Source organism: Bacillus sp. jun7, from assembly GCF_051034795.1.
GTDB classification, from domain to species: Bacteria; Bacillota; Bacilli; order Bacillales; family Bacillaceae; genus Bacillus; species Bacillus velezensis.
Genome location: NZ_CP093219.1, coordinates 2978920 through 3002595, shown reverse-complemented (window position 1 = coordinate 3002595; position 23676 = coordinate 2978920). Strand labels below are relative to the sequence as shown.

The 23676-nt window shown below is 45.4% G+C and carries 22 protein-coding genes, 1 tRNA gene and 1 pseudogene; 9 read left to right on the top strand and 15 right to left on the bottom strand.

Annotated features, from left to right (window positions below; genetic code table 11):
• The first annotated feature begins 49 nt into the window (after positions 1 to 49).
• Entirely contained in the window at positions 50 to 1471 is a 1422-nt protein-coding gene (locus tag MJQ52_RS14685) for a lipase (RefSeq protein WP_094247468.1), read from the top strand.
• 16 nt (positions 1472 to 1487) lie between these two features.
• The gene (locus MJQ52_RS14680; protein WP_094247467.1) at positions 1488 to 1799 is read left to right on the top strand and encodes a hypothetical protein; all 312 of its coding nucleotides are present in this window, start codon (positions 1488 to 1490) and stop codon (positions 1797 to 1799) included.
• A gap of 59 nt (positions 1800 to 1858) precedes the next feature.
• Here the strand turns inward: MJQ52_RS14680 and MJQ52_RS14675 are convergent.
• The 3 genes from MJQ52_RS14675 to MJQ52_RS14665 form a co-directional block, all read right to left on the bottom strand.
• Positions 1859 to 1934 (bottom strand) — tRNA-Arg (locus MJQ52_RS14675).
• Between the two features lie 214 nt (positions 1935 to 2148).
• Positions 2149 to 3618, bottom strand: a complete 1470-nt coding sequence (locus MJQ52_RS14670) for a glycoside hydrolase family 32 protein (protein ID WP_094247466.1) — start codon at positions 3616 to 3618, stop codon at positions 2149 to 2151.
• A 14-nt stretch (positions 3619 to 3632) separates the two neighbouring features.
• Positions 3633 to 4865, bottom strand: a complete 1233-nt coding sequence (locus MJQ52_RS14665) for an MFS transporter (protein ID WP_003151517.1) — start codon at positions 4863 to 4865, stop codon at positions 3633 to 3635.
• Between the two features lie 390 nt (positions 4866 to 5255).
• Here MJQ52_RS14665 and MJQ52_RS14660 point away from each other — a divergent pair, with 390 nt between their 5' ends.
• Both MJQ52_RS14660 and clpP read left to right on the top strand, forming a co-directional pair.
• The gene (locus MJQ52_RS14660) at positions 5256 to 6230 is read left to right on the top strand and encodes a LacI family DNA-binding transcriptional regulator (protein WP_265210225.1); all 975 of its coding nucleotides are present in this window, start codon (positions 5256 to 5258) and stop codon (positions 6228 to 6230) included.
• 247 nt (positions 6231 to 6477) lie between these two features.
• Positions 6478 to 7074, top strand: a complete 597-nt coding sequence (gene clpP, locus MJQ52_RS14655; RefSeq protein WP_003151513.1) for an ATP-dependent Clp endopeptidase proteolytic subunit ClpP — start codon at positions 6478 to 6480, stop codon at positions 7072 to 7074.
• Between the two features lie 43 nt (positions 7075 to 7117).
• On the opposite strand, the gene MJQ52_RS14650 is transcribed toward clpP, so the two are convergent.
• Positions 7118 to 7978, bottom strand: a complete 861-nt coding sequence (locus MJQ52_RS14650; RefSeq protein WP_003151510.1) for a LysR family transcriptional regulator — start codon at positions 7976 to 7978, stop codon at positions 7118 to 7120.
• 173 nt (positions 7979 to 8151) lie between these two features.
• Here MJQ52_RS14650 and MJQ52_RS14645 point away from each other — a divergent pair, with 173 nt between their 5' ends.
• The gene (locus MJQ52_RS14645) at positions 8152 to 9282 is read left to right on the top strand and encodes a 2-methylaconitate cis-trans isomerase PrpF family protein (RefSeq protein ID WP_265210224.1); all 1131 of its coding nucleotides are present in this window, start codon (positions 8152 to 8154) and stop codon (positions 9280 to 9282) included.
• A 42-nt stretch (positions 9283 to 9324) separates the two neighbouring features.
• A complete protein-coding gene (locus MJQ52_RS14640; protein WP_060674016.1) occupies positions 9325 to 10701 on the top strand; it encodes an MFS transporter in 1377 nt (458 codons plus the stop codon).
• 208 nt (positions 10702 to 10909) lie between these two features.
• Here MJQ52_RS14640 and MJQ52_RS14635 read toward each other — a convergent pair whose 3' ends face one another.
• Positions 10910 to 11485 carry a TIGR00730 family Rossman fold protein gene (locus tag MJQ52_RS14635; protein ID WP_017418850.1) on the bottom strand — a complete coding sequence of 192 codons (576 nt, stop codon included), beginning with the start codon at positions 11483 to 11485 and terminating at the stop codon, positions 10910 to 10912.
• A 115-nt stretch (positions 11486 to 11600) separates the two neighbouring features.
• On the opposite strand from MJQ52_RS14635, the gene MJQ52_RS14630 reads away from it, so the two are divergent.
• Positions 11601 to 11921: a MazG-like family protein gene (locus MJQ52_RS14630; RefSeq protein ID WP_265210223.1), complete on the top strand. Its 321-nt coding sequence runs from the start codon at positions 11601 to 11603 to the stop codon at positions 11919 to 11921.
• 44 nt (positions 11922 to 11965) lie between these two features.
• On the opposite strand, the gene MJQ52_RS14625 is transcribed toward MJQ52_RS14630, so the two are convergent.
• Together MJQ52_RS14625 and MJQ52_RS14620 are read right to left on the bottom strand one after the other, a co-directional pair.
• On the bottom strand, positions 11966 to 13555 hold the full coding sequence (locus tag MJQ52_RS14625; protein WP_265210265.1) for a SulP family inorganic anion transporter: 1590 nt from the start codon (positions 13553 to 13555) through the stop codon (positions 11966 to 11968).
• Positions 13556 to 13557: 2 nt separating this feature from the next.
• The gene (locus MJQ52_RS14620; protein WP_003151503.1) at positions 13558 to 14139 is read right to left on the bottom strand and encodes a beta-class carbonic anhydrase; all 582 of its coding nucleotides are present in this window, start codon (positions 14137 to 14139) and stop codon (positions 13558 to 13560) included.
• 451 nt (positions 14140 to 14590) lie between these two features.
• Between MJQ52_RS14620 and MJQ52_RS14615 the strand changes: the two genes are divergently transcribed.
• Complete coding sequence (locus MJQ52_RS14615; RefSeq protein WP_434181930.1) at positions 14591 to 15505, top strand: 2-hydroxyacid dehydrogenase; 915 nt, start codon at positions 14591 to 14593, stop codon at positions 15503 to 15505.
• A gap of 204 nt (positions 15506 to 15709) precedes the next feature.
• The gene (locus MJQ52_RS14610; protein WP_223883540.1) at positions 15710 to 16099 is read left to right on the top strand and encodes a ribonuclease; all 390 of its coding nucleotides are present in this window, start codon (positions 15710 to 15712) and stop codon (positions 16097 to 16099) included.
• 59 nt (positions 16100 to 16158) lie between these two features.
• Here MJQ52_RS14610 and MJQ52_RS14605 read toward each other — a convergent pair whose 3' ends face one another.
• The 8 genes and pseudogenes from MJQ52_RS14605 to MJQ52_RS14570 all read right to left on the bottom strand — a co-directional run bounded on the left by MJQ52_RS14605 (position 16159) and on the right by MJQ52_RS14570 (position 23362).
• Positions 16159 to 16905, bottom strand: coding sequence for an arylamine N-acetyltransferase family protein (locus tag MJQ52_RS14605; protein WP_017418847.1), 747 nt, complete (start codon positions 16903 to 16905; stop codon positions 16159 to 16161).
• Between the two features lie 24 nt (positions 16906 to 16929).
• Positions 16930 to 17187, bottom strand: a complete 258-nt coding sequence (locus MJQ52_RS14600; RefSeq protein WP_025853523.1) for an HPr family phosphocarrier protein — start codon at positions 17185 to 17187, stop codon at positions 16930 to 16932.
• A 23-nt stretch (positions 17188 to 17210) separates the two neighbouring features.
• Positions 17211 to 18161: a DNA-binding protein WhiA gene (gene whiA, locus MJQ52_RS14595; protein ID WP_017418846.1), complete on the bottom strand. Its 951-nt coding sequence runs from the start codon at positions 18159 to 18161 to the stop codon at positions 17211 to 17213.
• A gap of 26 nt (positions 18162 to 18187) precedes the next feature.
• Positions 18188 to 19141: a gluconeogenesis factor YvcK family protein gene (locus tag MJQ52_RS14590; RefSeq protein WP_007407422.1), complete on the bottom strand. Its 954-nt coding sequence runs from the start codon at positions 19139 to 19141 to the stop codon at positions 18188 to 18190.
• Positions 19138 to 20025 (bottom strand): RNase adapter RapZ, encoded by an 888-nt coding sequence (rapZ, locus tag MJQ52_RS14585; protein ID WP_012118535.1) that lies wholly within the window; start codon positions 20023 to 20025, stop codon positions 19138 to 19140. Before rapZ ends, MJQ52_RS14590 begins: the two co-directional genes overlap by 4 nt.
• Positions 20026 to 20050: 25 nt before the next feature.
• Positions 20051 to 20518: an 8-oxo-dGTP diphosphatase gene (locus tag MJQ52_RS14580; protein ID WP_003151491.1), complete on the bottom strand. Its 468-nt coding sequence runs from the start codon at positions 20516 to 20518 to the stop codon at positions 20051 to 20053.
• A gap of 273 nt (positions 20519 to 20791) precedes the next feature.
• A complete protein-coding gene (gene trxB, locus MJQ52_RS14575) occupies positions 20792 to 21742 on the bottom strand; it encodes a thioredoxin-disulfide reductase (protein ID WP_007407423.1) in 951 nt (316 codons plus the stop codon).
• Positions 21743 to 21948: 206 nt separating this feature from the next.
• Positions 21949 to 23362, bottom strand: a pseudogene (locus MJQ52_RS14570) (PcsB-like coiled-coil domain-containing protein).
• Positions 23363 to 23676 lie beyond the last annotated feature (314 nt).

Sequence of the window (23676 nt, the reverse complement as noted above, 5' to 3'; positions counted from 1 at the left end):
AAATCAACCCTTTCCTATCTTATTTTACAAAAATAAGGAGGCAATGTATATGAATCACAAGATTAAAGTTCCAAAATTAACAGATAAAATTTATTATACGCTAAGTCAGGAATCTTACAACCACGAAAGATTAGTTGATAAATTGAAAACGGGGAAACCGATACAAACAGACCAACAAACTTATTGGTACGTTGAAAAAATAAAAACGGACGAAGATACCGGATTAGACGCGGTTATACTATCACAAGGGGAAAAAACACAAGGTGGTAAATGGATAAAATCAAAAAACCCCGAAAACGTGGTCGTCGCCTTTGCGGGAACCGATATCGGAAAAGACCCGATCAATGACGGCGTAAAAGCGGACGGCGGGAATATTGTTTTCGGAAATGATCCGCAAAAAGAAGTGTATTATATTGTAAAAAAAGGCGCGGAGGATACCTCGAAAACACTCGGAAAATACAATGGAACGCCCTCTCAAGACGCCATGCTCACAACCGGAAAGTATAAGCTGATAACGAAAACATCGCAAATCGATCAAGCCGATCAGCTGGTACGCAGCGTAAAGAAAAAGTATGCCGGAACGTCAACGATTATTTCAACAACCGGCCATTCACTCGGCGGCGCTGAGGCCGAATACAGCGCGGTGAATAATGATGTGTACGCCGTCGCGTTTAACAGCCCTTCCGTCGTCAAACTGCACGATGAAGAAACACAGAAAGACATCAACAGCGGCATATACGATCCATACATCCGGTCCATTATCAATCCGGACGACATGGTCGGGGCGGGTTATTGGAACGAATATGACCGCCACAACGGGACAACGATTTATACGAAAAACCCCTCACTCTCACAGTTCAGCCGGAAGCAGCGGCTTGGCGGGAACTTGAACGAGCAGATCAGCAAGAATCTCGCTTATTTCTTCACTACGGTCATTCTGAGAAATCCGGATACACACGGCTTAAACGAAGCGAATTTCATATTTGACCGAAACGGAAACATCACAAATCCGAATGGTGATGAATTAGTTTTCGATAAAAACCTCGGCGCTCTCCTGCCGGCCGGTGCGATCGGAAGCGGAGACGCGATAAAAGTAACGCCGAAAAACGCAAAGAAGCTGGCTGAAAAGGTGCAGGCCATGACTGAGGATTTGCGGACGATGAAAAAAGAAGCGCAGAACGCCTATCAAGAGCACGATGAAAAAATCGCCGAGCTGAAAACGGAATTTTACGGCCAAGTTGGGCATGGCTTGTTTGATCAGCTTCAAGCACAGGACGTGACCAATACAATTGAAGATATTGCGCAATCCTACGATAAAGGCCCGATTTTTTACGACACACAGGCTGAGCAGGCGTTTATTGATTCTTTGCAGGCGGCGATCACGGACCTTGAAGAGATCGGCGGATTCTTACATAAAATAGCGGACGAATTTCAGGAAAAAGACCAGATGCTCGCAAACTGGTTAAGATGATAGAGGTGGATACATAATGCCGACATTAGACGAACTTTTAGAAAACAAGGACGACCCGATGAAGAAAAGGCTGCAGCGGCAGATGCTGAAAACCGTCATGACACAGGCAGCGGAGACAAAACTGGAGACAGTGCGCCGAACGCTGAAACCGACATTCGAAATGGATACGTTGAAAGATGAATTATATGAAGTTTATTCAGCCTTATTGAACAGCTTCGAAGGCAAGGCGCAAAAAGCTCTCGCACAGCGGATCAGTGAAAGTGCGCGGCTGATTGCCGGAACCGAACATAACAGAGACACATTCGTTAACAGTTTCAAAACAAGATAAAATAAAAAAACCTCGCAGATTTATCATCTGCGAGGTTTTTCCTATCGTCTTAACTGAGACGCGCTCGGAGGGATTCGAACCCCCGACAGACGTGGTACCGGAAACCACCGCTCTATCCAACTGAGCTACGAGCGCACGTTTTTTCAATCAGATACCTTTATATTATAATAAAGAAACGCACAGAAAGCAACTCTTTTTTGATTACACACAACAGGATTATGCAGCGTCCTCATGCAGCATAATCCTGCATCATTTAACAGCATTGATTTTCACAAAAAACTTATTTCAGGCGGACGCCCCCGGCTCGGTGCATTTCCAGCCGCTGCAGAAAAAGCGGCAATCACTCGTTTCAGCTTTTTTTCCAAATGTCTTTTAACGTCCAATAGGTGAATTCCTCAACCTTTACGGCGCCTTTCTCAGAAAACAGCTCAATCCCCAATCTGCCCTCATTCGGATAGATACGGCTTGTCATCGTTGTTTCTCCATGATTGGCGAATACTTCAATCGAGGATCTGTCAATAAAGATACGCAGCGCCAGCTTGCCGTTTGCATCCAGCCGCACCCTTCTCACACCGTCTTTCGCTTTCCCCATCTTAGTGCAATCAAGTGTCAGCTTTTTATCCGTTAGATTGTATGTCAGCACAAGTTCTTCTTCGTCAAGGCCGCGAATTTTAAAACCTGCCGCTTCGGCATCAGAATCGTTTACATCAAACACGGCTCGGACTTCAAGCAGGTCTTCGGACGTCTTTGCCAAGTAACTCCCTGAAACCGATCGTCCGGCACATTCCCGATATTCCATTTTCCGCAGCTGCTTGGTTTCTTCCACGGGATTCATCAAAAGTTTATGATCATCACGCAAAGTCAGTTCTCGCGGCAAAGTCAGTGCACCGCACCATCCGTCTGCTTTTGTCGGCATCTCAGATTCCCACATATCCATCCAGCCGATAGCAATTCTGCGTCCTTTATCATCTAATAATGTTTGCACGGCGTAAAAGTCATGGCCGTGATCCAGTTCTTTAAAAGCGCCGTGTGTAAATTTGTTTGTTTCATTATTATAGTCACCGATTAAATAGCCGGTTTGATGTAAATTTTGATAGGAATCACCGTCCGCTTCAATACCCTGTGGCGAAATCAGCAGGACATGTTTGCCGCCTAGTTCAAAGAAATCAGGACATTCCCACATATAGCCGAGATTACCGTCACTTTGGGCGAGAACCCCCGCGTATTCCCAATCACGCAAATCAGGTGAACGGTATAAAACGACCCGTCCGACATTTTCTTTTGAAGAGTTGCCGATGACCATATACCAAACATCGCGATGCTTCCATACTTTCGGATCGCGGAAATGACGGGCGCTGTCTTCCGGCGGTTCCGCAATAACGGGGTTTTCCTGAAGCTTTTCAAACACGGTGCCATCTTGGCTGACAGCGATATTTTGAGTTTGATAGAATAGGTCTTTCTCTTGATCAATTATATTATGTCCTGTATAGATGAGGGCCAATCTTCCATGATCATCGACCGCGCTTCCCGAAAAACAGCCGCTTTGATCGAATGCGTCGCCCGGAGCTAAGGCAACCGGCAGGTGCTCCCAATGAACGAGATCTTTACTTTTTACGTGTCCCCAATGCATCGGCCCCCAATGCTCATCATACGGATGATGCTGAAAAAAGACGTGGTATTCTCCTTTAAACTGAATAAGCCCGTTCGGATCATTGATCCAATTCGCCCGCGGCATAATATGATACCCCAATCGATACCTTTGTTTTACTTTACCCTCGGCTTCCTTCAAAGCTTCTTCCGCCTGCTGAATTCTATCCATTTGTAACATCCTCTCTATCCGATTTTTTGCAGACGCTGGACACGCCTGCTGTTTTGTTTCGGGCCCAATAAAGTAAATATGGAGATGACGGTAAAACCAAAGACGACGAATCCCATGATGAGATAGGTTTGACGGAACCCCGCACTGTCATATAATCCTCCCGCAAGCGGCGACAGAATCGACGCGCCTGCCTGAGATGCGAATTGAAAACCGACGAGATAAAGGACGGACGACAGACGCGTATCAAAATTGGCAGCCAAATATTTAAAAACGGCGATCAGCATAATCGGCAATTCCAGTGCGTGGATGAGTTTCATTGATGAAATGCCTACAGGCTCAACTGCAATTCCGGACCCGACGATGCGGAAAGCCATTAAAAACCCCGCTAAAATCAAACTGTTTTTCGCTCCGAACTTATTGACGATAAAAGGCGCAAGAAACATCATGCCGGCCTCCAAAAACACCTGGAATGAATTCAGATAGCCGAATACTTGGTTACCCATCGACACTGAAGGAAACAAAGACGCATAGTAGATCGGGAACTGCTGATCATAAACGCCGTAAATGCAAGTCACCCCGATAATGTACGTCATAAAAAACCAGAAATCTTTTAATAAAAAGAGCCGCCCCACATCTTTTAACCGGACCGAATCCGCTCTGTTTTTCTCATGATCGGTCATTTCTATTTTCACGGACATGATAATGGCCGTTAATATGACGGCTGAAACAGACGCGATCCAGAAGTTGATATTGGGATTGATATTGAAAAGCTGCCCTGCAAAAAATGCAGCCGCCGCCCAGCCCAGCGAGCCCCACATTCTTGATTTTCCATACTCGAAATCATACTTACGGCTGACCTTTTCAATGTACGTTTCAATCGCGCCTATTCCCGCCAAAAAAGCGGCTCCCAAATATAAGCCTCCGACAACGGCGCCAAGAAAGACGTTGTATTGTAAAAGCGGCCCATAGACGTAGATATAAAACGGACCCGTGAATATGAGAAGACAGCTGATCATAAACAATATCTTTTTCTTCAGCCCCAATTTGTCAGAGATAAAACCGTAAAGAGGCTGCATGCACAGGGCAAATACGGCGTTTACAGAAAAGATAATGCCTGTCGCTGATCCGTTTAAATTGATTTCCTGCCCTAACCAAATCGCAAATAAAGAATAGCTGGAAGACCAAGTAAAAAAGAAAAAGAAGAAATAAGCACTCAGTTTCCAATACAGACTTTTTGAGCTTTTCATTTGCACCGCTCCTTTAATAGGACCTTTTAACAGCCGTTTTAGAGCCGCATACTTCCTTCTTCATATTCATCACATACATGCGAGCTCCGAGTAAGCGCTTACTTTCCGCCGCTGCTTGATTCCTTCACTTTATTGTCGCCAGCCATCTCTCCATACCCGTCACTTCCCTTCACTCCGTAAATAAAGCGCTTTCAAAAAGAATTGTATGTCAACCGGTTTCATATGTCAATCGGTTGACATACAATTTTCTGATTATTTCAATCAAACAAAATGCACCCTCTTTATATGAAAACAGAAACATGGAATGTCCTTGCACATGTCAGCCTGATTCTCTAAAATAAGTGCGTGACGGAAATTGTAAGCCATTTCAGTAAGCAGGAGGGCACGGGAATGAAGCCTAACATTCATGATGTTGCGAAAATAGCGGGAGTTTCATCTACAACCGTTTCGCGGGTATTAAATAACCGCGGCTATATCAGCGAAAAAACAAAAGAAAAAGTGTACAAGGCGATGGAAGAAATCAATTACTTTCCAAACGATCTGGCCCGCTCTTTATTCCGAAAACGAACCAATTTAATAGGACTTATCATTCCAAACTCCAGCAACCCGTTTTTCGGCGAACTCGCCTTTCATATTGAAAGCATTTGTACGTCCATGGGCTACAAACTGCTGCTTTGCAACAGTTTACATCGAAAGGATAAGGAAGAAAAATATTTGGAGATGCTGATAAGAAACCAAGTGGACGGCGTGATCGCCGTGACTTACAACCGGGGAATTCTCAATTATCACAAGCAAAATCTGCCGATTGTCGCCATTGATCATTACTTATCGGACACGATTCCCGTCGTCGGCTCAGACAACTATGACGGCGGAAAAAAGGCGGCTGAACTGCTGATTGAAAAAGGGTGCCGGCACATCGTCCATCTCAACGGCCCGATTGAACTCGAAACACCGGCAAACCTCAGAAGAAAAGCATACGAAGACGTCATGCATGAACACGGACGGAAGCCTATTACATATGAAGTACCCTTTTATCAGCATTACCATGATATTATTTCAACATTATTCGATGAACAGCCTGACACCGACGGAATTTTTGCCAGCGATGATATCATGGCGGCTGCCGTGATGAACGAGGCTAAAAAACGGGGGAAAGACATCCCGAATCAATTAAAAGTGATCGGTTATGACGGCACTGAAACCGTTCAATCGGTTCTGCCGGACTTGACAACCATCCAGCAGCCGATCGAATTGATTTCCAAAACAGCCATCGAGATTTTAGCAAAAGAAATTGAAGGCGAATTTGATGATTTGCCGCTGGAAACGTGTTTGCCGGTACGGCTTTTGGAAGGACGGTCAACGTAGTCAGACCGTTCAGCCGTATGTACCGACGGAACTGCGGTCTATTTTGAGCGCTCCGGCCATATCATTTTCTCAAGGCTCCGGCGCTGATCATCCTCATTTCCACTTTGCTGTTTGAACTTTTTGTTTTATGGGAAAAATGGTGTTAGAAGAAAAGGTTGGCATTTTGGTCAGCGTTTTGTTTGACCTTTATTGACCAAAAATGTATCATGTAAATACATACTTACCTAAAAGGTGAAGGAGGAGCATTATGAATTTAATACCTACAGTCATTGAACAAACGAACCGCGGAGAAAGAGCTTATGACATTTACTCCCGTCTTTTGAAGGACCGTATTATCATGCTTGGATCTGCGATTGATGACAACGTTGCGAACTCCATCGTGTCACAGCTTTTATTCCTTGAAGCGGAAGACCCTGAAAAAGATATTTCCATTTACATTAACAGCCCTGGCGGATCAATCACTGCCGGTATGGCAATCTATGATACAATGCAGTTCATTAAACCGAAAGTATCCACGATCTGCATCGGTATGGCCGCTTCTATGGGAGCATTTTTACTTGCAGCCGGAGAAAAAGGCAAACGTTACGCGCTTCCTAACAGTGAAGTTATGATTCACCAGCCGCTTGGCGGAGCGCAAGGACAGGCGACAGAAATTGAAATTGCGGCAAAACGCATTCTCTTGCTTCGCGACAAATTAAACAAAGTGCTTGCTGAACGTACCGGCCAGCCGCTTGAAGTCATTGAGCGCGATACAGACCGCGACAACTTCAAATCAGCTGATGAAGCCTTAGAATACGGCTTAATCGATAAAGTGCTGACACGCAATACGGAAGACCAGAAGTAATGCCTCAGAAACCTGCAAGAGATGATGTCTCTTGCAGGTTTTTTTATGCTTTATTCCCATTCAAAAAAGTAATGAATGCTTTGACGACAGATAATTCTAACGCTGAAGAATCATACATGAGCCAAGTATCGCGTATCACAGGCTCGTTATTTTTATAAGACAGCGCCAATGTGTATAATTCATCAGAAGGCTGAAGACAGATTTCCGGCACAACAGAATAACCGAGGCCGTTTTTCACCATCTCTTTACAGGTTTCCTGCCTGTCTACCTCCATTGCAATGAAAGGCGGTTCAGTAAATTGGTTATTCCACCATTTTTGAATCAAACTTTTCAAAGAAGCATCAGTTTGATAATAAATCATCGGCAATTTTGGAAGGTCCTCACTGTTGATTTCAGTTTTTGAAATAAGGTACAGCCTCTCTTCATTCAGCAGTTGTTTTTCCCCTTGCCAATCATAATTTCCCCTCATAATCCCAAGGTGTACCCCCGAATGATGAAGCAGATCCATCACCTTCGCACTCCATCCCGTATTGACGTGGAATTGAACAGACGGATACTGATCAGAAAACCGTTTTAGAATCGCCGGGAGCTTATACTGAGCAAAATTGCTTGAGACTCCTAATCTGAGAACCCCGCTGACTTCATGGCTCATATTGAGCATATCATCCTTCACTCTTCTGAACTCCTGCAGCATCTCTTTCGAATAATCAACCAGATGTTCACCTTCTGAAGTGAACTCCATCCCTTTTTTTCTTTTATAAAAAAGGCGCACTCCGAATTGTGCTTCCAGGTTTTTGAGCCGATAACTTAACGCCGGCTGTGTCATATATAATCGCTCTGCCGCCTTCGTCATATTTTTTTCTTCGAATAATGTAATGAGCACAATCCAATCCTTTTCATCCATATGAAATCCCCCAAAATATTTTTCTGCTATAAAATTTTCTCATATTATAAAAGTTTTTTATTCAACTTTATAAAAATTATATGTTTTACTTATAATCCTTATTTATCATACGATATCTTCCAAAGGGACCGGTACCTTTTTATCCACACAAAATGATGTAAGGATGAGACAGCATGGAAAAAGTTCCTGTAACCGTTATGAGAGGCGGCACCAGCAAAGGCGTTTTTATTCTTCAAAAAGACATGCCAGACGATACAAACCTATGGAGCGATTTTCTTTTAGACATTATGGGGAGCCCTGACGAGAGACAAATTGACGGTCTCGGCGGCGGCCATTCTCTCACAAGCAAGGCAGCCATTATTAAGAAATCCGCCAGAAAGGACGCAGATGTTGAGTATACATTTGCGCAGGTCAGTCTGACTGACAAATTTACCGACTTCAAAGGCAATTGCGGAAATATCTCTTCTGCGGTAGGCCCTTATGCTATTGAGAAAGGGCTCGTTCAAGCTGAAGAGCCGGTGACAACAGTCAGAATTTTAAACACAAACACTCAAAAAGTGATCGCAGCAGAAGTTGAAGTCAAAAACGGAACATTTCATTATCAGGGAGACTGCTCGATTCCGGGGGTTCCAGGTACAGCTTCTCCTATTTATCTTTCATTTCACCAGGCTGAAGGAGCGGTGACCGGTAAGCTGTTTCCCACTGGTCAGCCTATTGATGTTCTCGATACACCGTATGGAAATATCTCGGTATCGATTATTGATTACGCCAATCCGCTTGTCTTTGTAAAAGCAAAGGACATGGGGCTTACCGGCTTAGAACTTCCGGATGAATATACCCCGGATATATTGGAAAAGCTCGAAATAATCCGATCGATTGCAGCCGAGAAATGCAGATTCGCTCCGAGACATGAGGCTGCTGCAAAATCACCGGCCGTACCAAAACTGACATTAATCTCATCTCCAGCGGATTATATCGATACAAAAGGGATAAAGAGACACGCAGAAGAGATGGATCTTGTCATTCGTATGATGTCCATGCAAAAACCGCATCAAGCTTTAGCCATTACAGGGGCGGTATGTACGACTGCCGGCATGCTATTGCAAGATACAATATTATCTGAATTTTCATTCTCCGGCAGAACGATCCGATTGGGGCATCCAAGCGGTATTTTAAAAACCGAGGCAGATGTTGATCCGGACGGAACAACGATTAAAGTAGTACGCACAGCAAGAAAGATCTCTGAAGGCTATGTGTTTACTAAACAAAGTTACAACATGAATACGCTGAATCACATTGGTTAATACCGTCTTCAGACAAGTCAAAGATAAACGGAGGAATACGAGATGATCAATGTAAATGCGTCTAATCGATTAAACAGACTGCCTTTTTCAAGGGCCCATCAAGCAGTGCTCGTTATCCTTTCATTCGCTTACTTTTTTGATTTTATCGATTTAAATACGTTTTCATATGCGGCGCCTTCACTTTTAAAGGAATGGAACATATCCACTCATACCATCGCTTTTATTACGTCTGTCTCCTATTTCGGGATGTTTATCGGCGCCTCTGCCGGAGGATGGTTTTCAGACCGTTTCGGAAGGAAAAAAGGTTTAATTCTGGTTGTCACCTTTTTCTCTTCCTTCTCCCTCCTCTCTTCTCTGGCTTGGAACCCAGAAATACTCGGTGTTTTTAGATTTCTTACGAGTTTAGGTATCGGCGCCACAACGATTGTGGCAAGTACGTATATCAGCGAATTTTTCCCATCCGCAACTAAGGGAAAATACCAGGCAATCTGTATTACAATCGGCATATGCGGAATTCCTGCGGCCGGCTGGGTGGCTAAATTGGTCGTGCCGTCCGCCTCTTACGGCTGGCGGTTTATCTTTCTATTCGGCGCTGTCGGTATTTTTTTCCCGCTGATCGCCAGAAAACTGGAAGAATCACCGAAATGGCTGGACACGAAAGGAAAAAGCGAACAAGCACACCGCATTCTGCTTGAACTGGAGGCAAAAGCAGAAAAAGAAAAGGGTGAACTGCCTGAACCAGCTCCGGCTCTGCAAAGCAGACAAACCGCTGTAAAATCCGTTCCATATCGGACGCTGTTTCAAAAGCCTTTGGCAGGAAGAACTTTTGTTTTAATGACAATGTGGGCAGCTTCCACGATTGCAATTCAAGGCTTTGGCACGTGGGTTCCCACCCTTCTGGTGAAAGAAGGCGTATCAATGGATGAGTCTATCGTATACGTCACTCTGGGAACGATCGGTGCCCCGCTGGGCGCTCTCATTGCGTCGCAAATCTCTGACCGTGTGGATCGAAAGTGGGCCATTTCTGTTTTATCGTTAATTATTATGGCGCTTGGATTCTTTTACGGCATCAATCCTTTGCCGATGGTCATTATCGTATGCGGATTTCTCATGCATATGTTTGAGCGTACTTTCAGTTCGATCGCATATGCTTATACGCCGGAATTATATCCGGTTGAAGCCAGGGCATCTGGAAATGGCCTCACTTACGGCGTAGGACGCCTTGCAAATGTAGCCGGTCCCTTTGTCGTCAGTTTCCTGTATTCAGGCTACGGATTTTTAAGTGTTTTCTTGTTCTTTACAGGCTGCTGGTTTCTTTGTGCACTGACAGTCGGTATATTTGGAATCGGTTCAAAAAAACAAAAGATGCAGCAGGATGATTTCATATCGGAAGAAACATTCGTACAACAAAAGTTGTAAACGCATACAGTCTGCAAACCGCAAAACATCCATCTCCTCTGAGGAAATGGATGTTCTTCTTTCAACCCCAACAGCATTCTCATTCGCATCTTATTCTCAGCCATATCTCTTATTACGAAGAAAGGCGTGGTACGCACGAGAAAGAGAAAAGAACTTTCCGTCAGAATGAATCAGATGCAGCCGCCGAAACATATTTCCGACCGCTGCCTCACAATTCCTGCCATTTCTTATCTAAAATCGGGTATGTATACCGATTCATCTGCTCAATCAGCTCATCCGGCCGGGAGGAACTGTGTATCAGCTTTAAATGAGACTCATTCGAAAATCCTTCCTGAATGCTGTACTTGACCATCTTCATCATCGGCTCAAAATACCCGTTCACATTGTACAGTCCGATCGGTTTTTGATGAATGCCGATTTGCGCCCAGCACAGCACTTCAAATAACTCTTCATATGTTCCGAAACCGCCGGGCATGGCAATGTACCCGTCGGCAAGTTCACTCATTTTCGCTTTCCGCTCATGCATGCCGCTGACTTCAATCAGCTCCGTCAGATTCTGATGAACAATCTCTCCGCTGAAAAGCCCGCTCGGCATGACGCCGACAGCTTTTCCGCCGCCTGCCATTAACGCATCAGCAACGGTTCCCATCAGACCGACCCGTGAACCGCCGTAAACAAGGCCGATTCCCTGCTCCGCCATATATTCACCCAGTTCGGCCGCTTTGCGTTTGTACTCTTCATTTACCCCCGGGTTTGACCCCGCAAATACACAAATGGTTTTCATTTTTTCATCTCCGTATCTATATATGTACATCAATAAATCAAAATACACTATATATTGTCCCATCTCTATATGATAATATCAATAAGAATCATACAGGACATAAGGAGTGTTTCACATGCAGATGGCTGAAGCAGAACAATGGACGAAAGATTTTTACGAAAAACGAGGATGGACGGCGTACGGGCCATTTATCAGAATCGGCTTTTTAATGGAAGAGGCGGGTGAGCTCGCCCGGGCGGTAAGAGCATATGAAATCGGCAGAGACCGGCCGGATGAAAAGGACGCAACCCAGGCTGAACGCAGACAGGAGCTGATTGAAGAAATGGGTGACGTCCTCGGAAATCTGACTATCCTTGCCGATAAGTACGGAATCACGTTAGAAGATGTGATGAAAGCCCATCAGGAAAAACTGATCAAGCGCTTTGAAACCGAATAAAAACACGGCCTGTCCGCTTTTTCATGGACAGGCCGTATCTGAATTTATCCCGTTATCTCGTCCTGATGCTCAAAGAAATGCTGTTTCCCGATTTTATGAAACAGCCCCGTCTTCCGGATCAGCTCTCTCGGCTGTGATTGCAATCCGACGATCATCAATCTCCCGTTATGCCGTTTGATCCGGTTCATCACATTCCCCAGCACCGCTTCTGCGGAGGTATCCATGTAATGCACATTATTCATCAGCAGAATAAGCGTCTTCGGCTTTTCCTGAAGCCTCTCAAGCAGCGATGATTCCAGTGAATCAATTGAACCGAAAAACAGCGGCCCTTCAATGGAATATGTGCTGACGGATGAATCATTTTTAACCGATTTGACAGCGGCATGCGGTGTTTTAATGCTTGTTGATTCGCTCATTTTTCTGATAAAGAAAACAAAAGCGAGCACGAGACCGGCGGAAACGCCGATGATTAAATCAAACAGAACCGTCAGCAAAAAGGTTGCCGCCAGTACGAATGAATCAGTGTTTTTCAGCCGCATCATATTGGCGACTTCCCTCCGCTCACTCATGTTCCAAGCCACAACCATCAATACCGGCGCCATGCTTGCCAGCGGTACGTGAACGGCAAGCGGGGCGAAGACGAGCAGGACGAGGAGGACGGTGACTCCGTGGACAACACCGGAAATCGGAGAAACTGCGCCGTTTTTAATATTTGTTGCGGTCCGCGCAATCGCTCCCGTTGCCGGTATGCCGCCGAAAAGCGGCGCTGCCATATTGGCGATGCCCTGCCCGACAAGCTCCCTATTGCTGTCATGCCGTGATCCTTTCATATTGTCCGCGACCATCGCCGATAATATGGATTCAAGTCCGCCGAGAAGCGCAATGATCAGAGCCGACGGAAACATCATCACCATGTTATCAATTGAGAAATCCGGAAGCTGGAAAGCCGGAAGCTGCCGCGGAATTTCCCCGTAAGCAGAACCGATTGTCGCCATTTTGTCAGGAAAAAACACGACCGCCGCGGCTGTAGAGACAAGCAGCGCCACAAGCGCGCCCGGAATCTTCGGCATCAGCCTGGCTGATAACAGTAAAATGGCCAAAGCAATTCCCGCGATGAGGATGCTGTACAAATTAAAGGTTCCGATCTTCTTGCCTATTTCCGCAATGTTGAGGATAAAGCTTTCATGCTTTTGGATATCGCGCAGACCGAGAAAATGGGCAATCTGCTCCGAGAAAATCAGCACCGCGATCCCGGCCGTAAATCCGACGATCACCGGCTTCGGCACGAATTTCATAATCTTTCCGAGCTTAAATACGCCAAACAGGACGAGCATGACGCCTGCCATAAAACCGGCTACAAGTAAATTCTCAAAACCATACTGCATCACAATGGCAAATAAAATGGGAACAAACGCCCCTGTAGGCCCGCCGATCTGATATTTAGAGCCGCCCAACAGCGAAATCAGAATTCCGGCCACAATAACGGTGTAAAGCCCGTATTCCGGACCGACCCCCGAGGCGATGGCAAAGGCCATTCCCAGTGGAATCGCTACAATTCCGACCACAATTCCCGCGATTAGGTCTTTCTGAAATTTCCGCAAATTGTACCCCTGGTATCTGCCGGTAAATTGCATCGTCAGCTGCATCCTCCTTTGACTGTTTCATAACCGTCAACGACTACATCCAGCGTCCCCGTTCCCGGATCGATCACCAGCCCGTGCACCGGCACCTCTTCAGGCAAGAGCGGATGATGCCTGACCATATTCACGCTGTGGGCCACGCTTTCTTCGACGCTGTGAAAACCGGTCAGCCATGTTTCCAAATCGACTCCCGCATGCTGCAGAAGGCTCAGACATTTGTCCTCCACGCCGCGCTCTTTTGCTTTATTTAATATGGAAGCCGCATTTAATCCCGACATTCCGCACTCGCGGTGACCTATGATGCAGACTTCCTCTGCCTGCAGTTCATAAACGGCAACCAAAATGCTCCGCATAACACTTCCAAATGGGTGAGAAACAATGGCTCCCGCGTTTTTTATGATTTTGGCATCGCCGTTTCTGAGTCCCATCGCCTGCGGCAGAAGCTCCGTCAGCCTTGTATCCATACAGGATACGATGACAAGCTTTTTTTTCGGGAATTTTGTCGTTTGGTAAGGTTCATATTTCCTTTCTTGGACAAACTGCTGGTTGTGCTCCAAAATGCTTGATAAAGAAACCATTTTTCTATTCATCTCCCATCCGATTGTATTGCAAGCCTTCTTACCCAGCTTACAGTAAGGAATTATAGCACAGAAAAAGGCCTCAAAAGCGCTTTCAAAAAAAGACACGATAATTTGACTGTAAATTCAGATTATATTCATTTATATCTTTCAAAAATAATAAAATTTATCTTTACACCAACCTATAAAGCTTTTAAAAACAGCGGTTCCGCTCATTTTGCCTTCAGAAATATAGGCGGATTCTGTTACTGTTTGGAGAAATCAAGCATGTACATTTCTTTTTCTTTCATTTTAAGTTCAAAAGAACCAGAAATTTATCGTAATGCGTTTGAATATTTCTCACGTTACCGCTTCTCTTATATAATAAAATAGAGAAGAAAGACAAAGGAGGAGAAGCCCGTTGAAACCCTATGTATTCATCGCGAAACCGATACCGCCCGAAGTCGAACAAATGATAGGCGAGCATTGCCGCTATGACATCTGGAAAGAAGATACCATTCCAAAAGAGGAACTGTACGAAAAAATGAAAGATGCTGAAGGGCTGCTGACATCCGGAACGGCGATTGACAGTGATTTGCTGGATCACGCGCCGAAGCTGAAGGTCGTCAGCAATAATTCAGTCGGCTATGATAATTTTAATATTGAAGAAATGAAAAGACGCGGGGTTGTCGGCACGCATACACCGTACACCTTAGATGACACTGTCGCTGATCTGGCTTTTTCATTAATTCTGTCTTCCGCCAGACGGGTTGCCGAATTGGATCGATTCGTCCGCACCGGCAAATGGGGAACCGTTGAGGAGGAATCTCTTTTCGGTATGGATGTCCACCATCAGACATTAGGAATTATCGGCATGGGCAGAATCGGTGAACAAGCTGCCAAACGGGCAAAATTCGGCTTCGATATGGACGTGCTGTATTATAACCGCAGCAGAAAACCGGATGCTGAGAAGGAACTCGGGGTTACATATGCCGACTTAGATACACTGCTGAAAACATCAGACTTTGTGCTTTTAATTACGCCGCTCACTGACGAAACGTATCATATGATGGGAGAGCGGGAATTTAAATTGATGAAAGATACGGCATGTTTCGTCAATATTTCCCGGGGAAAGACGGTTGATGAGAAAGCGCTCATCCGCGCATTGCAGGAGGGCTGGATAAAAGGCGCCGGTTTAGATGTGTTTGAAAAAGAGCCGATCGCCGAAGACAATCCGCTCCTGCAGCTGGAAAACGTCACATTGCTTCCTCATATCGGGTCAGCAACGGCAAAAATCCGCTTGAATATGTTGAAGCAAGCCGCACAAAACATGATTGACGCCGTATACGGAAAAACACCGAAAAACCTCACGAAGGAATTTCAATGAGATGAAAAATCCCGGCCGTTTCAGCCGGGGTTTATTTTTCACTAGATCAAAAGTACTATTTTAAAATTCTTTCTATTCCTTTCTCTTGATGCTGATACAATGAAAAGGAATCAGCTTCACATGATAAAAATGGGAGGTATTGCTTTGAAAAAACGATTATCGTGGATTTCCGTTTGTTTGCTGGTGCTGTTCTCCGCGGCGGGGATGCTGTTTTCAACGGCTGCCAAGACGGATACATCTTCTCACAAGGCGCACACTGAAGCACAGGTTATCAACACGTTTGACGGGGTTGCGGATTATCTTCAGACCTATCATAAGCTTCCTGATAATTACATTACAAAGTCAGAAGCTCAGGCCCTCGGCTGGGTGGCATCAAAGGGGAATCTGGCGGAGGTCGCCCCGGGGAAAAGCATCGGCGGAGACATCTTCTCAAACAGGGAAGGCAAACTCCCTGCAAAAAGCGGACGGACGTGGCGTGAAGCGGATATTAACTATACATCAGGCTTCAGAAATTCAGACCGGATTCTTTACTCAAGCGACTGGCTGATTTATAAGACGACAGACCACTATCAAACCTTTACAAAAATGAGATAAACACATACAAAAAACGGCTTCCCTGCGGAGGCCGTTTTTTTACAGAGAACCTGCGAGCTTCATATAAAATGAGCAGTAAATTTTTCTTCGAACTCTGATCGGTCTATTCTGCTGTTTTCCGCCGTGCCATCGTGTTTTTTTATTGTTATATTGCGTTCAGACAGAACCATGTGCCCTTCCGGTGTCCGCTTAGAAGCAAGCAGGCGTTTGTTGAAAGGAGAACGTTCATGTTCAAAGATTGTTTGTTTCATAGACTTGAGGTCCTTTTCATCGATTTCTTCAAGCGAAAATGCGTAACCTGTCTGCCAGCCGTCCCCTTTGTTCATTTCAAGCACGTATGCCCCGAATTCCGTCTCTTCTATCCTCACGCGGAACGCTCCGGCCGCTGATACCGTCTCGTCTCCCGACATCGGCACAGGCTGCATGGCGAGATTGAGGCCGAAGCCTGCATCAGCGATGTACTCATTCCCTCCGGCGGAAAGAAGTACGGCCGCATGTGTGCCGGGCAGCGCCCAGCCGTTTTTCCAGACCGTTCCGCGGATCAATTTGACATCCAATCCGGCATCTTTCAGGATGAAATAAAGCAGTCCGTTCAAGTCATAACAAAGGCCGCCGTGAGGTTCCTTCACCATGTGCCGCCACAGTCCTTCTTTCGTGACGTCATATTCTTTTTTGGACAAAACCGCGCGATTTTCAAACGGAAACCGATACGCGAGTGCCTTTAAAAACTCCGGCAGGTTGCTGAAATCGAGGGAATCCTTTTCCCAGCCTATCGTTTGATAACAATCTTTCAGAAACTCATTCATCGTTCCGTCCCCCTTACAAAGTGTTTACACTTCTTCCTGCACATAAGCGGACAACTTTTCCAGCGCTTCCTTTTCATCGTCGCCTTCAGCGATCAGAGTGACTTCCGTCCCCGAGCTGACCGCCAGACTCATTAATCCCATAATGCTTTTGGCATTCACTTTCTTGCCGTTTTTTTCAAGAAACACATCTGATGCAAAACGATTTGCCTCCTGTACAAACAATGCAGCGGGGCGCGCCTGCAATCCCGTCTTTAAACGCACTTCCACTTTCCCCTGAACCATAAGATCTCCCCTTTTCTGTACGGTTATTTCAAAGTGATGCTTTGTCCTGTACGCAGCTGTTCTGCGATTTCATCGAGCTTTCTCAGCCTGTGATTGATGCCGGATTTGCTGATTTTCCCGCTTGCAACCATTTCCCCCAGTTCTTTCAGCGTGACCTCCTGATAATCAATCCGCAGCTGCGCAATTTCGCGAAGCTTTTCCGGCAGCGCTTCAAGACCGATCCGTTCATCAATGTATTTAATATTTTCCACCTGTCTGAGAGAAGCCCCGATGGTTTTGTTTAAGTTTGCTGTTTCACAATTGACGAGGCGGTTCACTGAGTTTCTCATATCTCTGACAATCCGCACATCTTCAAAGCGCAGCAATGAATTGTGAGCGCCGATGACATTCAGAAATTCAGTGATTTTTTCCGCCTCTTTTAAATACGTAATATAGCCTTTTTTCCGTTCAAGCGTTTTGCTGTTCAGATGAAATTCATTCAGCAGCGCGCATAATGAATCGTTATGTTCCTTATAAAGCGAGAAGATTTCCAAGTGGTACGACGAGGTTTCGGGATTATTCACAGATCCCCCCGCCAAAAACGCCCCTCTCATATAAGAACGTTTGCAGCACCGTTTCGCCACCAGTTCCTCAGAAATATTCCGTTCAAATATAAAGTTCTCCCCGAGGATTTTCAATTCCTCTAAAATCAGTTTTGCATTTTCAGAGAAGCGCACAATATAAACATTGTTTTTTTTCAGCCGCATTTTTTTTCTGACTAACAGTTCGACCGATACATCATATTGTTTCTTCAGCAATGTATAAATGCGGCGGGCAATCGCCGCATTTTCGGTTTGAACGTCAAGCACGAGATGGCGGTTTGAAAATGACAGGGAACCGTTCATCCGAATCAGCGCGGACAGCTCCGCCTTGGCGCAGCAGTCCTTCACTTCCAGATTCGTCAGTTCTTTTTTTGTTTCCGATGCAAATGACATATTAGCCACCTCATTTCAAAAGGCCTCTAGTCCCTTAATAAATCGACAAGAAGAGAAGCCACTTTATGTGTATCGTGACGGATTACGCCATTTTTATACGTGATAATCTGATCCCTGATGACCTCAAGCCCCATGGATTTCAGCTTTTCAACATTGAAGTCGACGGGCCGGGCCAGCTCTTTCGCATATTTGCTTTTGATTTCGTCAGGGATCTCCTCATTGTTGATTAAGATCGTGTCGATAAACGGCTGCTCCATATGATCGTTCAGCGCCTTGACATGGTCGGCCGCGCTGTATTGAAGCGTCTCGCCGGGCTGTGTCATGACGTTGCATATATATACTTTTTTGGCCGCGGCCTTGACGACTTCCTCTCCGATTTTCGGCACGAGCAGATTCGGAAGAATGCTTGTGTACAGGCTTCCCGGACCGATAATGATTAAATCGGCCTGACGGATGACGTCAATCGTTTCCGGCAGCGGATCAATTTTTTCAGGCGTAAGAAACACCCGTTTAATCCGCTGGCCGTAAGAAGGGATTGTAGATTCTCCGGAGACGACCTGCCCGTCCTCCATTTCAGCATGAAGAACGACACTGGTGTTGGCAGCAGGCAGCACTCTGCCGCGGACATTCAGCACCTTGCTCATTTCGGTGACAGCGTGAAAGAAATCACCGGTTATATTTGTCATCGCTGCCAAAATCAAATTGCCGAGCGAATGTCCGGTTAAGTCGCTTCCTTTGTTGAAACGGTGCTGAAACAGATTTTCAACGAGCGGCTCAACATCTGACAAAGCGGCCAATACGTTACGGATGTCACCCGGCGGCGGAATTTGAAGTTCATCCCGCAGACGGCCTGAACTTCCGCCGTCATCAGCAACTGTCACAATCGCCGTAATATCAACGGGCTTATGCTTTAACCCCCGAAGCAGCACAGACAGACCCGTTCCGCCGCCGAAGATTGCGATTTTCGGCTTCTTATTCATTTCCGGCTTCTCTTTTCAATGTCCCGGTGAGTGACATGAGTATAGAAATCTTTTTTAAAATAGTCAGCCAAATACTCAGCGAGCGTGACGGAGCGGTGCTGGCCGCCCGTACAGCCGATCGCGATGACAAGCTGGCTTTTCCCTTCCCGCTTATAAGACGGAAGCATAAAGCCGAGCAGATCAACAAGCTTTTCAATAAACTTTTGTGTTTCGTTCCACTTCATCACATAGGATGACACTTCCTCATCTTTCCCCGTAAGCGGCCTCATGCTTTCAATGTAGAACGGATTCGGCAGAAACCTTACATCAAACACGAGGTCGGCATCTATCGGAAGCCCGTATTTGAAACCGAATGACATCACGTTCACTGTAAATGTTTCACCTTGGTTCGTGGCGAAATGCGCCACGATTTTTTCACGCAGATCACGAGGTTTCATATCCGATGTGTCATAGATCAGCTGAGAGCGCCCTTTCAATTCTTCAAGCAGCTGGCGTTCCAGCGCGATTCCTTCAAGAGGAAGCCCGGTAGCGGCCAGCGGGTGAGAACGCCTCGTTTCTTTGTATCTCGTCACAAGGATAGAATCCTTAGCGTCTAAAAAGAGAATGCGCGGTGTAATCCACGGATTTTCCGCCATTTCATCCAGCGCCTCAATCAGCCTGTCAAAAAATTCACGTCCCCGCAGATCCATGACAAGCGCGACCTTGCTCATTTTTGAACTTGATTCTTTCATCAGCTCCAAAAATTTCGGCAGCAAGGAAGGCGGCAGATTGTCGACGCAAAAATAGCCGAGATCCTCAAAGCTTTGAATGGCGACGGTTTTCCCCGCTCCAGACATTCCCGTAATGATGACGAGCTGAATATCATGGTTTTCATTCATACTCATCTTTCTCCCCCCTGCGGTCTTTCTTTTATTTGATAAGCTGCGGATCTAAACGATAGCTGAGCAGCTCGAAGTCCGGCGTATACGTAAAGGTGCCGTGCAAAAGCCCTTGGCCCTTGATCATAAAATCAAGGATATGCCCGTCTCCGGGGGCCATCGGAAGGCTGTGGATATCTTTTACGTCATGCCACTTCAGAACGCCTTCCTCTGATTCAGCGACATTCCGCCCCGTGTAGGAGTCGGCGACGAAAGTAAACATCATCCACTCTGACACGATTTGTTCCTGTTCCTTAATAATAAAGGTAAACACGCCTTTTAACTGCGGATTTAGTATATAAATGCCCGTCTCTTCTCTGTACTCTCTGATGACGGAATCTCTGACGGATTCGCCGCTTTCCATCTTCCCGCCGGGCGCGACCCACCAGCCCCGTCTCGGCTTTTGGAGAAGGAGAACCTGATCATCTGTCTGCAGCACACAATTTGTCACTCTTTGCACAAGTACGTCACCTAACCTTCTCAACAAATCATCGTCTCTTCATTATACCGTTTCGGCATGTCTCTCACAATGCAGAGACACCGACATCCTTTTCTTTTATTTGACAGAAAACAAAAAATCGCAAAAAAAGGGCACGGATACTGGAATCCGTGCCAAAGTGTATTCATTAAAAAGGGGGTCAATTACTACATTCATCTTAAAACATCAGTATTTCACCCGTGTTACAGCGTAATTAAAACACAGTAACGATTCAAAAACTGAACATTACAGTGATTATTTAACGGTTTTGAGCGTTTCCTCAAGCTCTTCCACATAATGCTGAACGCTTTGAGCCGCAATACTTCCGTCGCCTGTCGCCGTTACGATCTGGCGGAGCGTTTTTTCCCGGATGTCTCCCGCGGCGAAAATGCCTGGAACTTTTGTCTCCATTTGGGCATTTGTTTCAATGTAGCCTTCTTCATTTGTGATGCCCAAGTTTTCGAACGGTTTAGAAAGCGGAAGCATACCGATATAAATAAAGACGCCGTCAGCTTTGAATTCTTCCTCTTCTCCCGTCACGGTATCCACAAGAGTAAGTCTGCCGACTTTTCCGTTTTCCTCATGGATCTCTTTTACGGTTTTGTTCCATTTGAAGTCAATTTTCTCATTGTCAAAGGCACGCGCCTGAAGAATGCTTTGCGCACGCAATTTGTCACGTCTGTGAACGATGGTGACTTTTGAAGCGAAGCGTGTCAGATAGACGCCTTCTTCAACGGCGGAGTCTCCGCCGCCGACAACGACAAGCTCTTTATTTTTAAAGAACGCGCCGTCACAAACCGCGCAGTACGATACGCCGCGGCCGCCCAGTTCTTTTTCGCCGGGGACACCGATCTTTTTGTATTCCGCTCCGGCAGAAATGACGATGGCGCGCGCTTTATATTCTTTTGAACCGGCTTTGACCGTTTTATATTCTTTACCGTCAACAATTTCTTTAATATCACCGTACGCATATTCCGCACCGAATTTTTTCGCATGTTCAAACATTTTATTAGAAAGTTCAGGGCCGAGAATGCTTTCAAAACCCGGATAGTTTTCAACATCCTCCGTGTTGGCCATCTGGCCGCCCGGAATTCCTCTTTCGATCATTAATGTGGATAAGTTCGCTCGTGATGTGTAAACAGCAGCGGTCATCCCCGCCGGACCCGCGCCGATAATGATCACATCATAAATTTTTTCTTCTGACACCATGATTCACTCCTTTTCGAAATGGGGCGCACCCTATATGACTAAGAATCCCCATCAATCGTATTCCTTACCCATATCCTATTAAATCTGAGGGCAATTCGCTATTTTTTTGCTCATTTTTCTGAGAAACCGTGATTAGGCAGCTCCTGAGCGGGTATACAAATAAAGAAAGAGCCTTCCGGGATAGAAGGCCCTTGTCTTATTCATTATTGCACGACACGTCTTACATTGCCGTTGAATGCTTTCTTCCAGTAAGGGTTGCTCATAGAATCAATGGATACACCGTGTGATGTATTATCGTTCAGGAACGTTCCGTTACCTAAGTAGATGCCGACGTGGCCGTTTGTTTTATACGTGTTGAAGAAAACTAAGTCTCCGCGTTTCATGTCAGACGCGCTTACTGCTTTACCTCTTCCGATTAATGTATCTGTGTTTGTGCCGCTTGCAGGTCCGAGATTAACGCCTGCGTTAGCATAAGCCCAGCGTACGAATGAAGAGCAGTCAAAAATACGGTTGTCAATATCGGATTGAGTGCGTCCGCCGCCGAATTTATACGGAGATTGACCCACAAGGCTTGATCCTACGCTGATCGCGCCTTCAATACCGCCTGAATTTGAAATAACAGATCCGCCGTCAGAATCATCTGAACCGCCGCCGTTATGAGATGATCCGCCTGAAGTGCTCTTCGGTTTGCTTGAGCTGTCAGATGAATCAGATGATGTTGAAACAGCCGCTTTTTTCACAGTTTTAACCGCCGGTGCCGGCTGGCTGTCATCTTTTTGGTTTTGGTCTTCAGAAGCTTTTTGCGCTTCTTCCTGTTTTTTGATCAGGGCAGCAGCAGCAGCCTGCTCAGCTTTAATGCGCTTCTGCTCTTTTTCAGTGTCAGCTTTTTGGTTTGCAAGCTGTGACGCTTCTTTTTTCAGATCAGAGATAGCGGAAGCCGCTTTTTTTCTGACCGTTTTTCGCTTCGTCGAAAAGCTTGTCTTTCTGATCAAGCTGTTTGTTCAGGTCTTTTTGCATAGACTCGAGTTTCGCAAGATCATCTTGAACTTTTTTCAGCTTCACGTTAAGTTCAGCTTCTGCGTCTTCGAGTTTCGCTTTATCCTGCTCCTGCTGTTTGATCAGGTCTTTATCCGCATCAACGATAGAAGATACTGCAGTCGCACGGGAAATGAAGTCTCCGAAGCTTGTCGCTCCTAAAAGTACATCTATGTATCCTTGAGAACCGCCGTTTTCCTGTAAAGAACGAACGCGTTTTTTCAGGATTTCATTGCGTTTTTCAATACGCGCTTCTGTTTCTTTGATTTCTTTTTTCAAATCAGCGATCTGCTTTTTCGTTTTTTCGTTTTCAGCTTTTTTATCTTCGATTTTATTGCTTGTATCCAACGCTTTAGCGTTAATGTCTTTCAGTTCTTTTTCAATCTTAGCCTGCTTGTCCTGAAGCTTGGACAATTCTCTTTCTTTTGCTTCAAGGCTTGAAGCCACCTCAGATTGCTTGCTTTCAATTTTCGCTTTTTTGCTGTCTAATGTTTCCGCCGATGCAGTTTTTGTAAACGGGATCAAAAAACTGCTTGTCCCGATGACGGAAGCCAAACCAAGTGTTAATAAACTCTTTTTCACTTTTTCTTTCCTCCCTTTTACTTTAAACCTGTTCTCATTTGGAATTCTATTATGAACATCAAAGTTACGCTCCCTCACATGTCCGTGAGGCTGATGATTTTTATGTACGATTCTTTGAATCTGGTTAATTGGTATAGATTATACAGCACATGTAAAATAAACTAATCTCTTATGTACGAGACTCATTATACCATCATGTTTCGACAATTTTTATTACAGTTATATTTCAATGTGATTGCAAATCTCATATTTTGCAAAATAAACGGTGATTACGGCCTGATTTCGATTCAAAAAGCAAAAAAATACGTATGAAT

Coding starts and splice junctions, on each gene's coding strand:
- rapZ (WP_012118535.1), bottom strand. CDS start 20,025: ATGAGTATGAATGAAAACCATGATATTCAGCTCGTCATCATTACGGGA.
- MJQ52_RS14645 (WP_265210224.1), top strand. CDS start 8,152: ATGGAAAAAGTTCCTGTAACCGTTATGAGAGGCGGCACCAGCAAAGGC.
- MJQ52_RS14665 (WP_003151517.1), bottom strand. CDS start 4,865: ATGAAAAGCTCAAAAAGTCTGTATTGGAAACTGAGTGCTTATTTCTTC.
- clpP (WP_003151513.1), top strand. CDS start 6,478: ATGAATTTAATACCTACAGTCATTGAACAAACGAACCGCGGAGAAAGA.
- whiA (WP_017418846.1), bottom strand. CDS start 18,161: ATGTCATTTGCATCGGAAACAAAAAAAGAACTGACGAATCTGGAAGTG.
- MJQ52_RS14670 (WP_094247466.1), bottom strand. CDS start 3,618: ATGGATAGAATTCAGCAGGCGGAAGAAGCTTTGAAGGAAGCCGAGGGT.
- MJQ52_RS14660 (WP_265210225.1), top strand. CDS start 5,256: ATGAAGCCTAACATTCATGATGTTGCGAAAATAGCGGGAGTTTCATCT.
- MJQ52_RS14605 (WP_017418847.1), bottom strand. CDS start 16,905: ATGAATGAGTTTCTGAAAGATTGTTATCAAACGATAGGCTGGGAAAAG.
- MJQ52_RS14650 (WP_003151510.1), bottom strand. CDS start 7,978: ATGGATGAAAAGGATTGGATTGTGCTCATTACATTATTCGAAGAAAAA.
- MJQ52_RS14685 (WP_094247468.1), top strand. CDS start 50: ATGAATCACAAGATTAAAGTTCCAAAATTAACAGATAAAATTTATTAT.
- MJQ52_RS14610 (WP_223883540.1), top strand. CDS start 15,710: ATGCTGTTTTCAACGGCTGCCAAGACGGATACATCTTCTCACAAGGCG.
- MJQ52_RS14590 (WP_007407422.1), bottom strand. CDS start 19,141: ATGAATAAGAAGCCGAAAATCGCAATCTTCGGCGGCGGAACGGGTCTG.
- MJQ52_RS14625 (WP_265210265.1), bottom strand. CDS start 13,555: ATGCAATTTACCGGCAGATACCAGGGGTACAATTTGCGGAAATTTCAG.
- MJQ52_RS14680 (WP_094247467.1), top strand. CDS start 1,488: ATGCCGACATTAGACGAACTTTTAGAAAACAAGGACGACCCGATGAAG.
- MJQ52_RS14640 (WP_060674016.1), top strand. CDS start 9,325: ATGATCAATGTAAATGCGTCTAATCGATTAAACAGACTGCCTTTTTCA.
- MJQ52_RS14635 (WP_017418850.1), bottom strand. CDS start 11,485: ATGAAAACCATTTGTGTATTTGCGGGGTCAAACCCGGGGGTAAATGAA.
- MJQ52_RS14600 (WP_025853523.1), bottom strand. CDS start 17,187: ATGGTTCAGGGGAAAGTGGAAGTGCGTTTAAAGACGGGATTGCAGGCG.
- MJQ52_RS14630 (WP_265210223.1), top strand. CDS start 11,601: ATGCAGATGGCTGAAGCAGAACAATGGACGAAAGATTTTTACGAAAAA.
- MJQ52_RS14615 (WP_434181930.1), top strand. CDS start 14,591: ATGATAGGCGAGCATTGCCGCTATGACATCTGGAAAGAAGATACCATT.
- MJQ52_RS14620 (WP_003151503.1), bottom strand. CDS start 14,139: ATGGTTTCTTTATCAAGCATTTTGGAGCACAACCAGCAGTTTGTCCAA.